The organism is Streptococcus parasanguinis (assembly GCF_031582885.1).
Lineage (GTDB): Bacteria > Bacillota > Bacilli > Lactobacillales > Streptococcaceae > Streptococcus > Streptococcus parasanguinis_M.
The window spans coordinates 913,359-929,706 of record NZ_CP133988.1; the positions used below are offsets into that span (position 1 = coordinate 913,359).

Consider the following 16,348-nt stretch of genomic DNA (forward strand, 5'->3'; position numbering starts at 1 on the left):
TATTGATGAGAAAGGATCAGCATGTTCATTATTGCACCAGAGCAGACCAGAGAGCTGGATCGTTTGCAAAAATACTTGGCCAAACTTGGCCAGTCCTACCGGGTATTTGTGACCAATTTGGAAACAGATTTGGACCAACAGACAGAGAGTCTTGCGACCTTTTTTACCCAAAAAGACCCAGCATCAAAAGTTGGAAAACCTTTATTTTTCAATGATCTAGCTGTTCCAGAATTATGGGAATGTTGGACACTAGGGATCACGACTTATCTTTTTGATGGGGAGGAACGTCGTGCCAATGTGGTTTTGCGAGGGGATATCTTGTCACGAACGGTTGACAGAGTGGAATGGTTTGGTCAGAGAGAAGAGATCTTATCCATTGATGTATACAACCGCTATGGCTGGAGAAGCAAACAGAGTCTTCTTACGGAAGCTGGTCAACCCTATTTAGACATTTATTTGAACCCTCAGCAAGAAGAAGTCTTGCTTCACTTTGTCTCACAAGGAACCTTTTTGCTTCAATCTCCCAAGGGACGGGATCGCCTGTATGCCAATAAAGAAGAGATGCAAAGAACTGTCCTAGAACAAGTCTTGCCGGATGATGAAGCTATCCTTTTGCTAGACAAGTCATTACTAGAGGTTGTGAAAAAGATACCAAAGGAAAGACTCGCCTACTGTGCACGTGATGCTCATGATCTAGACGAGATCAAAGAACAAGTCAGTCAGATTTTATTGGTAGAAGATGGTCTGTTGAGGGAGGAAAAAGACGGAATTACAGCCTTGTCAGGGCTGGTAGATGTGGAGCAGGAAAGTTTTCAACCAGAAGCCCTGGTCATGACGGCTTCTCAAGAGGTTGAAGGATTATCTAGCCTGGTCCATCAATTCCCACAAGTTACCTTTCACATTGCTGCTTTGACAGCCATGGGACCGAAATTAACAGACTTGGAGACTTGTTCTAATGTACACCTCTATCCAGGGATTTCGCTGGGAAATTATGAGAGTTTATTAGCTAGATGCTCTATTTATCTGGATTGTAATCAAGGAGAAGAAGTGTGGAGCAGTAGCCTTCATGCTCTTGAAAATGGACAAGTCTTGTTTGGTTTGAAGAGTACGGTGCATCAGGAAGCCTATAAAGAATTAAGCACGATTACCGATACAGTAGAAGAAATGAGAAATCAATTAGAAGCATTAGTCCAGCAGCCAGACACCATTAAAGCATTGTTAAGAGAGCAAGCACGAATCTTGAAATTGCCTGAAAAAGAAGTTTTGGAAGAGCTGTTTAAGCGATTAGAGGGAGGGACCGCATGACCATTTATACCTTTAATCTATTAGTGGGATTTGAACCCAATGGGGTCGATGTTGCACAAGCCTCTCGGGCAAAGATGCTCCGGGGACTAGGAGTGGCAGCGAAGTTTGTCTTTACCACTTGGCCCACTCCAGAAAAATTGGCCTATTACCTCTCATTGGGGCACCGGGATGAGGAACTGCTTTTTGCCCATGTAGCTTTTACGGATCAACAGACTACGGTCCCTCAAAAGACGGTGGGGGCCTTGCAAATGGATTTTCAACTGACGCGTCTGGATGTTGTTGAAAAAACGGAAAGAGCCATTCGCTACCAATTTGCGGATGGAAACGCCCTGACCTTTCATCTGGATCCCTATCATTCAAACTGTGTCCGCTATGTAGACTATCTTTTGGCTGGAAATAGAATCAAGCGAGAGTATTATGGAGCTTGTAAACTTGTCACCGAGTATTTTCAGTATGGTAGTGTTGTCAGACGGACCTATCACCATCAAGATGGGACTATCGCTTTTGAAGAATCGAGGTTAGGTGGAAGCTGGCTCTATAAACTGGGGTCTGAGATTTTAACCAACCATACAGAAGTGATGAGACGTTTTTTGTCGCAGCTGTCGCTAAAAGAAGAAGATTTGATTCTGCTTGACCGGGCTTCGCGCATGGATTTTGCCCGTCCTTTGTTGGAGAAACCTGCCCCTTCAAAGCTCGCCATGGTGTTTCATTCGGAGCATGAATTTGAAAATGGCCATCTCAACTATGAGTATTATTATGTGTTCAAGTATGCCAAACGCTTCGATTATTTCATCACAGCAACGGATCTTCAAAAAGAAGTCTTGGAGCAGACACTTGCTAAACAAGGATGCCAAGGAATTCCAATCTATAGCATTCCAGTAGGGCATCTAGAAGAATTGACGGAATCACTAGGAGACAGACCTCCCTTTAGTGTGCTCACAGCTTCCCGTTTGGATCCAAGAAAACGCATCGATTTGGCCATTCGAGTAGTGGCCCAAGCTCATGAACAACTCCCAACCCTTCAGTTTGATATTTATGGAAAGGGTGGAGAAGCGGACAACTTGTGCCACCTGATTCAGGAGCTTTCAGCACAAGATTATATTCACCTACGAGGTCATGCGGATCTTCAGCAGATCTATCCTTGCTACCAAGCCTACCTCACTACTTCTCAGTGGGAGACCTTTGGTTTGACTTTGATGGAGGCGGCTGGAGCAGGTTTGGCCTTGCTGGGCTTTGATGCTCGTTATGGCAATCCGACTTTTATAAAAGAGGGTGAAAATGGCTTTTTGGTACCTTATAGCGAGACAGTGCCAGAAGAACAATTGGTGAAAGAGTTGGCGGACAAGCTGGTCCAGCTCTTTGAAAGCGACCTTGCTCCATTTCACCAGGCTTCTTATGACTTGGCCTCTTCCTACCTCGCTTCTAAGGTCCAGGAAGTCTGGAAAGAGACTCTAATGGAGATGGGGCAATTCGGCGGAAAAGAAATATAAAAAGAAGAATCTGTAGCGACAAAAAAGTCCTACAGATTTTTTCTAAGGCAAGCAAATTGGGCTAAATTATGGTAAAATAGAGGGTATTGAATAATCATCATTTCACGAAAGGAAGCAAGATGAAAATTACGCAAGAAGAGGTAACCCACGTTGCCAATCTTTCAAAATTGAAATTCTCTCCAGAAGAGACAGCTGAGTTTGCGACAACCTTGTCTAAAATTGTCGACATGGTGGAATTGTTGGAAGAGGTGGACACAACCGGTGTTGCCCCAACAACGACCATGGCGGATCGTAAAACCGTATTGCGTCCGGATGTTGCTGAAAAAGGGACGGACCGTGACCGCTTGTTTAAAAATGTACCTGAAAAGGATAACTACTACATCAAGGTACCAGCTATCCTAGAAGATGGAGGAGATGCCTAATGTCATTCAACCATAAAACCATTGAAGAGTTGCACGACCTCCTTGTCTCTAAGGAAATCTCAGCAACTGAATTGACCCAAGCAACGCTGGACGATATCAAGGCGCGTGAAGAAGCGATCAATGCCTTTGTAACGGTGGCTGAAGAAGCTGCCCTTGCGCAAGCCAAGGCTATTGATGAAAAAGGAATTGATGCAGATAACCTTATGTCAGGGATTCCGCTCGCAGTCAAAGACAATATCTCAACAGATGGCATCTTGACCACTGCAGCTTCAAAAATGCTCTATAATTACGAGCCAATCTTTGATGCGACAGCTGTTGCCAATGCCAAAGCCAAAGATATGATTGTCATCGGAAAGACCAACATGGATGAGTTTGCCATGGGTGGATCTGGTGAGACTTCTTACTATGGACCAACCAAGAATGCTTGGGACCAGAGCAAGGTGCCTGGTGGATCTTCTAGTGGTTCAGCAGCTTCTGTCGCTTCAGGTCAAGTCCGTTTGTCCCTTGGTTCAGATACAGGTGGTTCTATCCGTCAACCAGCTGCTTTTAACGGGATTGTTGGTCTCAAACCAACTTATGGAACGGTTTCCCGTTTTGGTCTCATTGCTTTTGGTAGCTCACTCGACCAAATTGGACCTTTTGCACCAACGGTTAAGGAAAATGCCCAATTGCTTAATGTCATTGCTAGTGAAGATGCCAAGGATTCAACTTCTGCACCTGTTCGTGTAGCAGACTTTACTTCTAAGATTGGTCAAGACATTAAAGGCATGAAGATCGCCCTTCCGAAGGAATACCTTGGGGAAGGGATTGACCCAGAAGTCAAAGAAACTATCCTTAATGCGGCCAAACACTTTGAAAAATTGGGAGCAACTGTCGAAGAAGTTAGCCTTCCACACTCTAAATATGGGGTTGCCGTTTACTACATCATCGCTTCATCTGAAGCATCTTCAAACTTGCAACGTTTCGATGGGATTCGCTATGGTTTCCGTGCAGAAGATGCTAAAAACTTGGATGATATCTACGTGAACACTCGTAGCCAAGGCTTTGGTGATGAGGTTAAACGCCGGATCATGCTTGGTACCTTTAGTTTGTCATCTGGTTACTACGATGCATACTACAAGAAAGCTGGTCAAGTCCGTACCCTCATTATCCAAGACTTCGAAAAAGTCTTTGCGGATTACGACCTTATCCTTGGTCCAACCGCTCCAAGTGTAGCCTTTGATTTGGATTCGCTCAACCATGACCCGGTTGCCATGTACTTGGCTGACCTCTTGACTATTCCAGTCAACTTGGCAGGTCTTCCAGGGATTTCGATTCCTGCAGGTTTTGCGCAAGGTCTTCCAGTTGGTTTGCAGTTGATCGGTCCGAAGTATTCTGAAGAAACCATCTACCAAGCTGCAGCTGCCTTTGAAGCAACGACGGATTACCACAAGCAACAACCCCTTATTTTCGGAGGTGACAATTAATGAACTTTGAAACAGTCATCGGACTTGAAGTCCACGTTGAATTGAATACAAACTCAAAAATTTTCTCACCAACCTCTGCCCACTTTGGGAACGAGCAAAATGCCAATACCAATGTGATTGACTGGTCTTTCCCAGGGGTGCTTCCTGTCTTGAACAAGGGTGTTGTGGATGCTGGTATCAAGGCTGCTTTGGCGCTGAATATGGATATCCATCAGCACATGCACTTTGACCGGAAGAACTATTTCTACCCTGATAATCCAAAGGCCTACCAAATTTCGCAATTTGACGAGCCAATCGGTTACAACGGTTGGATTGAAGTGCAATTGGAAGACGGTTCAACTAAGAAAATCGGGATTGAACGAGCCCACTTGGAAGAAGATGCCGGTAAAAACACCCACGGAACAGATGGCTTCTCTTATGTAGACCTCAACCGTCAAGGGGTGCCATTGATTGAGATTGTATCTGAAGCAGATATGCGTTCTCCAGAAGAAGCCTACGCTTATTTGACAGCTTTGAAAGAAGTTATCCAATACACTGGTATTTCAGACGTCAAAATGGAAGAAGGATCGATGCGTGTGGATGCCAACATTTCCCTTCGCCCATACGGTCAAGAGGAATTTGGTACCAAGACGGAGTTGAAAAACTTGAACTCTTTCTCAAACGTCCGTAAAGGTCTTGAATACGAAGTGGAGCGCCAAGCGAAAATCTTGCGTTCAGGTGGTGTCATTCGTCAAGAAACACGTCGTTATGATGAAGCGAATAAGAGCACGATTCTTATGCGTATCAAAGAAGGAGCAGCGGATTACCGTTACTTCCCAGAACCAGACCTTCCATTGTTTGAAATCTCAGATGAGTGGATCGAGGAAATGCGTACTGAGTTGCCAGAGTTTCCAAAAGACCGTCGGGCTCGCTATGTGGCAGAGCTTGGTTTGTCTGACTATGATGCCAACCAATTGACAGCGACGAAAGTTACTTCTGACTTCTTTGAAGCAGCTGTAGCCCTTGGTGGCGATGCTAAACAAGTGTCTAACTGGCTCCAAGGTGAAGTCGCACAATTCTTGAACGCAGAAGGCAAAACGCTGGAAGAAATCCAATTGACACCAGAAAACTTGGTTGAAATGATTGCCATTATCGAAGATGGAACCATTTCATCTAAGATTGCCAAGAAAGTCTTCGTTCACTTGGCGAAAAACGGTGGCGGTGCGCGTGAATACGTCGAAAAAGCTGGCTTGGTACAGATTTCAGATCCTGAAGTCTTGATACCAATCATCCACCAAGTCTTCGCAGACAACGAAGCAGCCGTTGCTGACTTCAAGTCAGGGAAACGGAATGCGGACAAGGCCTTCACAGGCTTCCTTATGAAAGCAACCAAAGGCCAAGCCAACCCACAAGTAGCCCTCAAGTTACTTGCCCAAGAATTGGCGAAGTTGAAAGAAGACTAATAGAGAAAAAAACCAGCCGAGAGGTTGGTTTTTACTATCCATAAAATTGTGTTAGAATAGGAAAGATCATTACATATCAACTGACATTAGGAGGAGTTACATGAACAAATTTTTAAGAGTCTTATTTGTCCTAGTTATCATTGCCATGACTGGAGCGATTATCTTCCAGCTATTCTTTCCATCCTATATGGGAAGTCATTCGGGATATGGTGTTTCTGTCGGTTGGCAGCGGGAGATTGGGATTTGGAATGTGGCGGTCCTTGTGATCCTGATTGCTGTCAATCTCAAATACGATTGGTTTTATCTTCGAACGGTTCTATTGGCTTTGATCCTAGGTGGGCTTGGGATCGGTACTAATCATCTCTTCAGTTATTTTCACTATCATCTGCCGGTCAATGGGATCGGTGCGCTTGAAAATTATCTCCTAGTCCTTGGTTGGATTGTTGGGTGGAGATTGGAATCTTCTCGGATCAAGAAGAAATAAAAAGGAGCAGTCAAAGGGCTGCTCTTTTTCATCTTCAGTTTTTCCTTGACAAACAAAAGGAAAACGTTTACAATGTGTTATATAAAGTTTCCTGAAAAGAAAACAAAAAACGTGAAAACAAGGAGATCATCATATGGCTACTATGAAAGCAGCTCGCTGGCATGCAGCAAAAGACGTTCGTATCGAAGAAGTGGAAGTACCTGAAGTACAACCACATCAAGTAAAAGTGGCAGTTAAGTTCACAGGGATCTGTGGTACGGACTTGCATGAATATTTGGATGGACCGATCTTCATCCCAACTGAAGAACATGTGTATTCTGGTCAAAAAGCACCGGTCACTTTGGGACATGAATTCTCTGGTGAAATTGTAGAAGTCGGAAGTGATGTGACTCGTGTCAAAGTTGGCGATCGTGTCACTATCGAACCAATTCTTGCAGAGCACAACTTAATTGGTGATTATAACCTCGATCCAAACTTGAACTTTGTCGGACTCGCTGCAGATGGTGGTTTTGCTAAATATTGTGTTCTTGATGGTGATCTTGTCCATGTGATTCCAGATAGCTTGAGCTATGAACAAGCCGCTCTTACAGAACCTGCTGCGGTTGCTGTGTATGCCGTTCGTCAATCTGCTTTGAAAACTGGAGATACAGCTGTTATCTTTGGTTTGGGCCCAATTGGTCTTTTGATTGTTGAAGCCCTTCGTGCAGCAGGAGCATCAAAAATCTATGCGGTTGAATTGTCTCCTGAACGCCAAGCCAAAGCAGAAGAATTGGGAGCGATCGTTGTTCGTCCAGAAGAAGGAGAAACAATTGTAGAAGCCATCCATCGTTTAACAGGTGGTGGAGCAGATGTTTCTTATGAAGTTACTGGAGTTCCAGTTGTTTTAGGCCAAGCCCTTGCAGCCGTTCATAAAGCTGGGGAATGTATGGTTGTATCTATCTGGGAACGTGAAGCTAGCATCAATCCAAATGAATTCGCTATTCAAGAAAAATCCCTCAAAGGAATTATTGCCTACCGCCACATCTTCCCTAAAGTCTTGGAATTGATGGAACAAGGCTACTTCTCTGCTGAAAAATTGGTTACTAAGAAAATCAAATTGGAAAATATCGTTGAAGAAGGATTTATTGAATTAACACAAGATAAATCCCAAATCAAGATCTTGGTTCAACCTGAATAAGCGAATAAATTTATATGAAATAAAGCAAGGCTGAAACGTTTCGTTTCGGCCTTTTATGATACAATAAAAGTAAGGAATAGATTTGGGAGGGGACTATGTCAAAGACGATGAAAGGGACGCTCATGACCTTGATTGCTGGGATCGCTTGGGGCTTGTCAGGAGCCTGCGGCCAGTACCTGCTGGCTCATGGATTTACAGCAATTGGTTTGACAACGATTCGTTTAGTGTTTTCAGGAGCTGTACTACTGCTTCTTGCCTATCTAGCGGACCAGGAAAAAGTAAAGGCCTTTCTAACAGACCGCTCGTCATACATCCCCTTGCTTTTATTTGCATTTTTGGGTTTGTTAATGACCCAATTGACTTATTTAGAAGCGATTGATGCGACTAATGCAGGTACTGCAACTGTTTTTCAATATCTCTGTCCCATTGGAGTTTTGGCCTATTCTTGTGTTAAGGACCGAGTAGCTCCGACAGTATCTGAAATCTTTTCGATGATCTTAGCCATTGCAGGGACCTTTCTCATTGCAACCCATGGTCAACTCAATCAATTGGCAATCACTCCTAAGGGGCTAGCTTGGGGACTGGTTTCTGCCTTTGCCTATGCCCTCTACATCATTCTGCCTATTCAATTGATTCAAAAATGGGGCAGTATGTTGGTGATTGGTATCGGTATGCTCATTCCAGGACTTGTAATGATTCCCTTCACAGGAAGAAGACTTTTTCATGGCCAATATAGCATGGATAATCTAATGGGCTTGGTTGGCTTAGTGGTGATTGGGACCATATTTGCCTATACGGTCTTTTTGAAAGGGACAACTCTGATTGGACCGGTCAAAGGTAGCCTTCTTGCAGCTATTGAGCCTATTTCAGCTGTATTCTTTGCTTTTGCCATTATGAATGAACATTTCTTTGCCATTGATTTTATAGGAATGGCTATGATCCTCTTTGCGGTCCTCTTGATTTCCCTTAAGGATCTCATGATTCAAAAAGAAAAAGGAATCTTGTAAAACCAAAACCAATTATTTTTCAGTTAAAAGGTTGAGACGAAGATCTTGACCTTTTTATGATAGGGGAGAGTTATCACTATATAGCGTATACATAGCTAGAAAAAGATGTTAAAATAGAACAAAACTTTTTTAAGGAGATGAGAATGAAAAAGATTTTTAAATGGACCTTATTTGCTGTGGCGACCTTGAGTCTAGTAGCTTGTGGGACTGGTGCTCAAAAGACCAATTCGCAGCAAGCAAAGACAGAAAAAGCAGCGAAAAGCTCTGCATCTGACGGTCAAGTCGAGGTGAGTTTAAAAGGAGGGCAATACATCAAACCACCTGTCCTCAATGACTCAGAAGACGGAACCTATTTAGCCCTTCAATTAGAATTTAAAAATGTTGCCAAAGAATCTATCAACGTGTCAGATTCAGATATCACCATTTACGATGCAGATAATAACAAGGTCAAATTGCAGTCAGGAATTTATGACCACAGTGAAGCCTTCCAACTGCTCAAGAGTGATCAGTTGGCCCAGGATAAAAAATTAACCGGCTATATCGTTTTTCCAGTCGAAAAAGGCAAGAAGTACGAAGTGCAGTATGAACGAAAAAACTATAGCTCTGATAAAAAATCCAAGCCTTTAAAATTTGCGGTGGATTCTTCTCAGTATGAGGATAAGGTGGAAGCTTCCACTATTCTAGCAGATGAATACATCAATCAAGTTTACTTTAGTGGCCAACGAAAGGTCAAAAAGGATGACGCTTTTGTTTTGGGAACTGATTTGAAAAAGGAACGCAGTGATTTCCGTGCGAAATTTGCGGCTGATTTTACTCGTCAATTGCATGATTACCAATTCCCTGAAGAAGAAGTGACCCAGTTTATCGATGCTTATGAAAAAGAAAATGCTAAGCGTGCGAAATTAACCTATAAGGTTAAACAATATCTCCCGGACAAGGTGGTCATTAGTCTAAATCCTGAGACGGTCAGCATGGAAAAGACGATCTTAAACCACATGCAGACCTTCTATCAGGAACATCGAAAAGACTATCCAGGGATCATCGAAGCGAACCAGGCTCAAAACAAAGCCTATAGAGAGGAAATGATGGCTTCTCTGGCAGATCGCCCCTTGACGACGCCGGATCGATACGACTACCAGTTGACCTTTGTTAAGAAAGATGGCAAATGGGAAGTAGAAAAAGCCTACAATAGTGATAGCTTTATGGAAAAATTCGAGGGAAATCTTTCTTAATGCTGAAGTTGGCACTCCTAGGATATGAATCTAGGAGTGTTTTTATCTATAGTTTGAAACTATATCAAAACCCAAGAAACAAGAATTAGACGGAAACACCTATTAGTGATAAAATAATTTTAAGTTTGAAAGGAGATGAAGGCTTGTGTCTTTTTCTTATGAAGAGTTAGCAGAGATTCGCCACTATATCCACCAACACCCAGAATTGTCTGGTCAAGAATACCAGACAACCGCCTTTCTAAAAGAGCGTTTAGAAGAGTTGGGGATTCGTATTTTAGAGAGTGGATTAAAAACGGGTCTGATTGCAGAAATTGGATCCGGCCAACCGGTGGTAGCACTTCGAGCAGATATCGATGCCCTTCCAATTTTGGAACAAACAAATCTTCCCTACCAAAGTCAGAATCCAGGAGTCATGCATGCATGTGGCCATGATTTTCATCAAACCAGTCTTCTGGGAGCAGCAGCCCTTCTCAAGGAAATAGAAGACCAGCTTGAAGGGACCGTACGCTTGATCTTTCAACCAGCAGAAGAAACATCAGAAGGTGCTTCTGATGTTTTGGCAACAGGACTGTTGGAGGATGTTCAAGGAATTATTGGTTTTCACAACATTCCCCAGCTAAAAGCAGGGCAACTTGCCTTGAATGCTGGAGCTATGATGGCAGGGGTTGAGAAATTCAAGGTTACCGTGACAGGGGTTAGTAGCCATGCTGCAAGACCGGATTTGGGAGTTGATACGGTAACAGCCGTCACAACCATGGTTCAGAATGTACAATTATTAATTTCACGGACCATTTCTCCCTTTGAAACAGCTGTTTTGTCCATTACGCATCTAGATGTGGGTTCAACCTGGAATGTACTCCCAAAATCAGGCTATTTTGAAGGAACGATTCGCTCCTTTAATCCGAGTGTGCAAAGAGAGTTGAAGGAACATTTTATTTCGATCATTCGTCATATAGCAAAAAGTCTGGAAGTAGATGTAGCTTTTGAGTGGGGTGTGACACCTCCCGTTACCTTTAACGATGAGGAATTGACGCAGGTGGTTTGGGAAGCTTCACAAGACTTGGCTGAAGTGATTCCAGCAAATCCTTCTACTGCTGGAGAAGACTTCGCCTTTTACCAAGAGCGAATTCCTGGAGTCTTTGCCTTTATTGGTTCGAATGGAGAGCCGGATGCGCCAGACCTCCATCATGATCACATGACCATCGATGATGCAGCCTTTGAGGTTTCGGTTCCCTATTATGTTGAAAATGCGCAAGCTTTATTGCGGTATTTTAAGGCCAAAGATGTGTGATAAAGAAAAACTATCACCTCCATAAAAAATATATATTAGGCAAGTAAATGCTTTTTTGATAAAATTAAAAAATACTTTTAAAATGGCGTTTTATGTGCCTGAAACGAATAAGGAGATCCTATGAATCTAAAAAAAGTGATTAAGTATTCTGCTTTAGGATTAGTTGCAGTCCTTGCAACCAGTGCTTTAGTAGCATGTTCATCTGGTAAATCAGCCAGTGGTAAGAAAACCATTGAAGTTGGTACTGTTGGAACAACCAAACCATTCTCTTACGAAGAAAAAGACGGCAAGCTAACCGGTTATGAAATCGAAGTTTTGCGTGAAATCTTCAAAGGTTCAGACAAATATGAAGTAAACTTTAACAAAACAGAGTGGTCTTCAGTCTTCGCTGGCTTAGATAGTGACCGTTTCCAAATCGGTGCCAACAACATTAGCTACTCAAAAGAGCGGGAAGAAAAATACCTCTATCCAAATCCATATGCTCGTAATCCATTAGTATTGGTCGTACCAAAAGATTCTTCTATTAAATCTTTGGATGACATTGGTGGCAAGAAAACAGAAGTTGTTCAAGGAACATCTACTGCTAAACAATTAGAAGATTACAATAAAAAACATTCAGATAATCCAACTGACTTGCAATACACAGATGGAACCATTCAAACCATCATGGCTAATTTAGCGGATGGTCGTACAGATTACAAGATCTTCGAACGGATCTCAGTAGATACTATCATTCGTGATCAAGGCTATGACAACTTGAAGGTTATCGAGCTTCCAAGCGACCAACAACCTTATGTGTATCCAATTATTGCAAAAGAAGATAAAGATCTTCAAAAATTTGTCAATAAACGTATCAAGGAACTCTACGACAATGGAACCCTTGAAAAACTGTCTAAAAAATACTTTGGTGGAACTTACCTACCAGAAGCAAAAGATATTAAAGAATAATATTTAATTAAAGGAGACTTCAAAATGAAATTGAAAAAAATTCTTGGTTTAACAGCTCTTGCAGCTCTTGCAACATTTGCTCTTGCAGCATGTGGTTCTTCAAAATCATCTAGCAAAGATGGTGAAACAACTGTAAAAGTAGGTGTCATGACTTTGAGCGATACTGAAAAAGCTCGTTGGGATCAAGTTCAAAAGAACTTGGATGACGCTAAAACAGGGATCAAATTGGAATTCACTCAATTTACAGATTACTCACAACCAAACGTGGCTGTAAAAGATGGTAGCGTAGATATCAATGCATTCCAACACTACAACTTCCTTGATAACTGGAATTCTAAAAACGACAAAGCCCTTGTTGCAGTAGCAGATACTTACATCGCTCCAATCCGTCTTTACTCTGGTACAGAAAACGGTAAAAACAAATACACTTCTATCAAAGAAATTCCTAAAGGTGGAACAATCGCTGTACCAAATGACCCAACAAATGAAAGCCGTGCCTTGTATGTCTTGCAATCAGCAGGTTTGATTAAATTGGATACCAAAGATGGACAATTGGCAAACGTATCAAATATCAAAGAAAATTCAAAAGATTTGAAGATCTCTGAATTGGATGCTTCACAAACACCATCTGCTCTTCCATCAGTAGATGCTGCTGTCATCAACAATACCTTCGTTCGTGAAGCAGGCGTTGATTTCAAAAAAGCTATCTATGTTGAAAAGAAAGACAACAACTCAAAACAATGGTACAATTTGATCGCTGCTAAGAAAGATTGGGAAAAATCTGATAAAGCAAAAGCTATCAAAGAAATCATCAAAGCCTATCACAAAGACAATGTGAAGAAAGTGATCGAAGAATCTTCAGAAGGAATGGACCAACCAGTCTTTTAAGATTCGATCTCAAGTGTATGAAGGAGGTGGAGAAGCAATTCTCTACCTCTTATCGTGTATTAGGAGGAATGCATGCCTTTTGCAACAGAAGCGGAACAAATTCGAAAATTTGAAAATGATGAGGTCGCACAACATTATTTTGAAGTGTTGCGAACCTTGATTTCAAAAAAATCCATCTTTGCTCAACAAGTAGGTCTCAAGGAAGTGGCCAACTATTTGGGGGAAATTTTTACAGCTGCAGGAGCCAAAGTCGAAGTGGATGATAGCTACACAGCCCCTTTTGTGATTGCCAAATTTTTCTCCCCAAATCCAGACGCAAAAACCATCATCTTCTATAACCACTATGATACAGTACCAGCGGATGGAGACCAACCTTGGACGGGAGATCCTTTTACCTTATCGGTTCATTACGGGACCATGTACGGTCGAGGGGTTGATGATGACAAGGGGCATATCACGGCTCGTCTCACAGCTCTTCGAAAATACATTCGTGAAAGTGGCGATTTGCCAGTCAATATCACCTTTATCATCGAAGGGGCAGAGGAGTCTGCATCGACTGACTTGGATAAATACTTGGCCAAACATAAGAAACACTTGCGTGTGGCAGACCTCTTAGTGTGGGAACAAGGTACCCGAAATAATCAGGGTCAGTTGGAAATTTCCGGTGGTAGCAAAGGGATCGTCACCTTTGATATGGTGGTGAAGAGTGCAGAAGTGGATATCCATTCCAGCTATGGTGGCGTGGTGGACTCTGCTTCTTGGTATTTGTTAAATGCTATCGCCAGTCTTCGTGACAAAGAAGGCCGAATCTTGGTGGATGGGATTTATGATCAGATCCAAGAACCCAATGAACGCGAACTAGCTTTGATCGAACAATATGCCAACAAAGGACCAGAAGATGTAGCGGAAACCTATGGTCTAACCCTTCCAATCTTGAAGGAAGACCGAAAAGAATTCCTGCGTCGTTTCTATTTTGAACCAGCCCTGAATATTGAAGGTTTTGGCTCTGGTTACCAAGGACAAGGTGTTAAAACGATTCTTCCGGCAGAGGCGCGTGCCAAGATGGAGGTGCGCTTGGTTCCAGGTCTAGATCCCAAGGATGTCTTAGAAAAGATCAAGCAACAATTGAAGAAAAATGGCTATGATCAGGTCGAATTGGTCTATACTCTCGGTGAAATGAGTTACCGAAGTGATATGAGTGCCCCATCGATTTTAAATGTCATACGGCTGGCCAAAGATTTCTATAGAGAAGGAGTTTCTGTTCTTCCAACAACAGCGGGAACAGGGCCAATGCACACGGTCTTTGAGGCTTTGCAGGTGCCGATGGCAGCCTTTGGAATTGGCAATGCCAATAGCCGTGATCATGGGGGCGACGAAAATGTGAAAATCGCCGATTATTACACCCATATTGAATTGATAAAGGAGTTAATAGCAAGTTATGAGTAAAGCAATGATTCAGCTGGACCACATTGATGTGACCTTCCAGCAAAAGAAACGTCAGATCCAAGCCGTCAAAGATGTGACCATTCATATTAATGAAGGCGATATTTATGGGATTGTAGGGTATTCCGGAGCCGGGAAATCGACCTTGGTTCGGGTGATCAATCTCTTACAAGTTCCAAGTGCCGGAACCATCACTGTGGATGGGGATGTGATTTACCAAGATCGGGTGACCTTAAAACCGGCTGCTCTTCGAGAGAAACGTCGGGATATCGGGATGATCTTCCAACACTTCAACTTGATGGCTCAAATGACCGTCGCAGAAAATGTAGCCTTCGCTCTTAAACATTCAAATTTAAATAAAGAACAAAAGAATGAAAAAGTGGCGAAATTGTTGGATCTAGTTGGTCTAGCTGACCGTGCAGAAAATTACCCAGCCCAATTGTCTGGTGGTCAAAAGCAACGGGTAGCGATTGCGCGTGCCCTTGCCAATGATCCAAAGATTTTGATCTCAGATGAGTCAACTTCAGCCTTGGATCCAAAGACGACCAAACAAATTCTAGCTCTGTTGCAAGAATTGAACAAGAAACTTGGTTTAACCATTGTCTTGATCACCCATGAGATGCAAATTGTCAAAGATATTGCCAACCGGGTAGCTGTCATGCAAAATGGCGAACTGATTGAAGAAGGGTCTGTTTTAGATATCTTCTCGAATCCGAAAAATGCTTTGACGCAAGACTTTATCACCGTTGCAACAGGAATCGATGAAGCCATGGTGAAAATCAATCAACAAGCGATTGTTAAGAACTTGCCTGATGATTCGATGTTGGCGCATCTCAAGTATGCAGGTTCTGTGACAGATACAGCCATCATCAATGATATTTACAAGCAGTACCAAGTATCTGCCAACATTTTATTTGGGAACATCGAGATCCTTGATAACACGCCTGTTGGAGAATTGGTGGTCATCTTATCAGGTGAAAATCAAAATCTGGAAACGGCCAAAGCTGAGTTAGAAAATGCAGGAGTTTCCGTGACTATTGTGAAAGATGGGAGAAAAGCATGATCCAGTTAATTCAAACATATTTACCAAATGTCTATAAATTAGGGTGGTCTGGCCAGTATGGATGGGGAACCGCTATTTACTTGACTCTTTACATGACCGTTATTTCCTTCATTATTGGTGGATTTTTAGGTTTGGTGACAGGACTTTTGTTAGTCTTGACCCGTCCAGGTGGTGTCATCGAAAATAGAATCGTTTTCCAAATTTTGGATAAAATTACTTCCTTGTTCCGCGCCATTCCTTTCATTATCTTGTTGGCCTTTATTAATCCCTTGACCTACTTGCTCTTGAAAAATACCATCGGTCCTACAGCGGCACTTGTTCCGCTATCCTTGGCTGTCTTTCCATTCTTTGCCCGCCAAGTCCAAGTAGTCTTGTCAGAATTGGATGGAGGCGTGATTGAAGCAGCACAAGCCAGTGGGGCAACCTTCTGGGATATTGTTGGTGTCTACCTTCGTGAAGGGCTTCCTGATTTGATCCGTGTAACAACAGTGACCATCATTTCCTTGATTGGAGAAACCGCCATGGCGGGTGCCGTTGGTGCTGGAGGATTAGGAACCTTGGCCATCAACTACGGGAAAAACATGTTTAACAATGATGTCATCTTTGTGGCGACCTTATTGATCCTGATTCTGATCGTTCTGGTCCAATTTATCGGGGACTTCCTTTCGAAGAAAATTAGCCACCGTTAGG

The 16,348-nt window shown here is 42.6% G+C and carries 15 protein-coding genes; all 15 read left to right on the forward strand.

Features of this window, described 5'->3' with window-relative positions:
• The first annotated feature begins 21 nt into the window (after nt 1–21).
• On the forward strand, nt 22–1,305 hold the full coding sequence (locus tag RDV49_RS04290; protein WP_003008524.1) for a glycosyltransferase family protein: 1,284 nt from the start codon (nt 22–24) through the stop codon (nt 1,303–1,305).
• Nucleotides 1,302–2,795 carry a glycosyltransferase gene (locus RDV49_RS04295; RefSeq protein ID WP_003008521.1) on the forward strand — a complete coding sequence of 498 codons (1,494 nt, stop codon included), beginning with the start codon at nt 1,302–1,304 and terminating at the stop codon, nt 2,793–2,795. Before RDV49_RS04290 ends, RDV49_RS04295 begins: the two co-directional genes overlap by 4 nt.
• A gap of 119 nt (nt 2,796–2,914) precedes the next feature.
• On the forward strand, nt 2,915–3,217 hold the full coding sequence (gene gatC / locus RDV49_RS04300) for an Asp-tRNA(Asn)/Glu-tRNA(Gln) amidotransferase subunit GatC (RefSeq protein WP_002884769.1): 303 nt from the start codon (nt 2,915–2,917) through the stop codon (nt 3,215–3,217).
• A complete protein-coding gene (gene gatA, locus RDV49_RS04305) occupies nt 3,217–4,683 on the forward strand; it encodes an Asp-tRNA(Asn)/Glu-tRNA(Gln) amidotransferase subunit GatA (RefSeq protein ID WP_003008517.1) in 1,467 nt (488 codons plus the stop codon). Before gatC ends, gatA begins: the two co-directional genes overlap by 1 nt.
• Entirely contained in the window at nt 4,683–6,125 is a 1,443-nt protein-coding gene (gene gatB, locus RDV49_RS04310; RefSeq protein ID WP_003008515.1) for an Asp-tRNA(Asn)/Glu-tRNA(Gln) amidotransferase subunit GatB, read from the forward strand. The genes gatA and gatB overlap by 1 nt, the downstream gene beginning before the upstream one ends.
• 100 nt (nt 6,126–6,225) lie before the next feature.
• The gene (locus RDV49_RS04315; protein WP_003008512.1) at nt 6,226–6,609 is read left to right on the forward strand and encodes a hypothetical protein; all 384 of its coding nucleotides are present in this window, start codon (nt 6,226–6,228) and stop codon (nt 6,607–6,609) included.
• Nucleotides 6,610–6,742: 133 nt separating this feature from the next.
• Complete coding sequence (locus RDV49_RS04320; protein ID WP_003005506.1) at nt 6,743–7,786, forward strand: 2,3-butanediol dehydrogenase; 1,044 nt, start codon at nt 6,743–6,745, stop codon at nt 7,784–7,786.
• A 95-nt stretch (nt 7,787–7,881) separates the two neighbouring features.
• The gene (locus tag RDV49_RS04325; RefSeq protein WP_003008510.1) at nt 7,882–8,793 is read left to right on the forward strand and encodes a DMT family transporter; all 912 of its coding nucleotides are present in this window, start codon (nt 7,882–7,884) and stop codon (nt 8,791–8,793) included.
• Between the two features lie 143 nt (nt 8,794–8,936).
• The gene (locus RDV49_RS04330) at nt 8,937–10,025 is read left to right on the forward strand and encodes a DUF4352 domain-containing protein (protein ID WP_037608055.1); all 1,089 of its coding nucleotides are present in this window, start codon (nt 8,937–8,939) and stop codon (nt 10,023–10,025) included.
• Between the two features lie 145 nt (nt 10,026–10,170).
• On the forward strand, nt 10,171–11,316 hold the full coding sequence (locus RDV49_RS04335; protein WP_003008504.1) for an amidohydrolase: 1,146 nt from the start codon (nt 10,171–10,173) through the stop codon (nt 11,314–11,316).
• 120 nt (nt 11,317–11,436) lie between these two features.
• Entirely contained in the window at nt 11,437–12,264 is an 828-nt protein-coding gene (locus tag RDV49_RS04340) for an amino acid ABC transporter substrate-binding protein (protein WP_003008501.1), read from the forward strand.
• Between the two features lie 24 nt (nt 12,265–12,288).
• Nucleotides 12,289–13,152, forward strand: coding sequence for a MetQ/NlpA family ABC transporter substrate-binding protein (locus tag RDV49_RS04345; RefSeq protein WP_003008498.1), 864 nt, complete (start codon nt 12,289–12,291; stop codon nt 13,150–13,152).
• Nucleotides 13,153–13,224: 72 nt separating this feature from the next.
• The gene (locus RDV49_RS04350) at nt 13,225–14,598 is read left to right on the forward strand and encodes a M20/M25/M40 family metallo-hydrolase (protein ID WP_003008495.1); all 1,374 of its coding nucleotides are present in this window, start codon (nt 13,225–13,227) and stop codon (nt 14,596–14,598) included.
• A complete protein-coding gene (locus RDV49_RS04355) occupies nt 14,591–15,658 on the forward strand; it encodes a methionine ABC transporter ATP-binding protein (RefSeq protein ID WP_003008490.1) in 1,068 nt (355 codons plus the stop codon). The genes RDV49_RS04350 and RDV49_RS04355 overlap by 8 nt, the downstream gene beginning before the upstream one ends.
• Nucleotides 15,655–16,347: a methionine ABC transporter permease gene (locus RDV49_RS04360; RefSeq protein ID WP_003008487.1), complete on the forward strand. Its 693-nt coding sequence runs from the start codon at nt 15,655–15,657 to the stop codon at nt 16,345–16,347. Before RDV49_RS04355 ends, RDV49_RS04360 begins: the two co-directional genes overlap by 4 nt.
• Nucleotide 16,348: the final 1 nt, after the last annotated feature.

Coding starts and splice junctions, on each gene's coding strand:
- RDV49_RS04290 (WP_003008524.1), top strand. CDS start 22: ATGTTCATTATTGCACCAGAGCAGACCAGAGAGCTGGATCGTTTGCAA.
- RDV49_RS04295 (WP_003008521.1), top strand. CDS start 1,302: ATGACCATTTATACCTTTAATCTATTAGTGGGATTTGAACCCAATGGG.
- gatC (WP_002884769.1), top strand. CDS start 2,915: ATGAAAATTACGCAAGAAGAGGTAACCCACGTTGCCAATCTTTCAAAA.
- gatA (WP_003008517.1), top strand. CDS start 3,217: ATGTCATTCAACCATAAAACCATTGAAGAGTTGCACGACCTCCTTGTC.
- gatB (WP_003008515.1), top strand. CDS start 4,683: ATGAACTTTGAAACAGTCATCGGACTTGAAGTCCACGTTGAATTGAAT.
- RDV49_RS04315 (WP_003008512.1), top strand. CDS start 6,226: ATGAACAAATTTTTAAGAGTCTTATTTGTCCTAGTTATCATTGCCATG.
- RDV49_RS04320 (WP_003005506.1), top strand. CDS start 6,743: ATGGCTACTATGAAAGCAGCTCGCTGGCATGCAGCAAAAGACGTTCGT.
- RDV49_RS04325 (WP_003008510.1), top strand. CDS start 7,882: ATGTCAAAGACGATGAAAGGGACGCTCATGACCTTGATTGCTGGGATC.
- RDV49_RS04330 (WP_037608055.1), top strand. CDS start 8,937: ATGAAAAAGATTTTTAAATGGACCTTATTTGCTGTGGCGACCTTGAGT.
- RDV49_RS04340 (WP_003008501.1), top strand. CDS start 11,437: ATGAATCTAAAAAAAGTGATTAAGTATTCTGCTTTAGGATTAGTTGCA.
- RDV49_RS04345 (WP_003008498.1), top strand. CDS start 12,289: ATGAAATTGAAAAAAATTCTTGGTTTAACAGCTCTTGCAGCTCTTGCA.
- RDV49_RS04350 (WP_003008495.1), top strand. CDS start 13,225: ATGCCTTTTGCAACAGAAGCGGAACAAATTCGAAAATTTGAAAATGAT.
- RDV49_RS04355 (WP_003008490.1), top strand. CDS start 14,591: ATGAGTAAAGCAATGATTCAGCTGGACCACATTGATGTGACCTTCCAG.
- RDV49_RS04360 (WP_003008487.1), top strand. CDS start 15,655: ATGATCCAGTTAATTCAAACATATTTACCAAATGTCTATAAATTAGGG.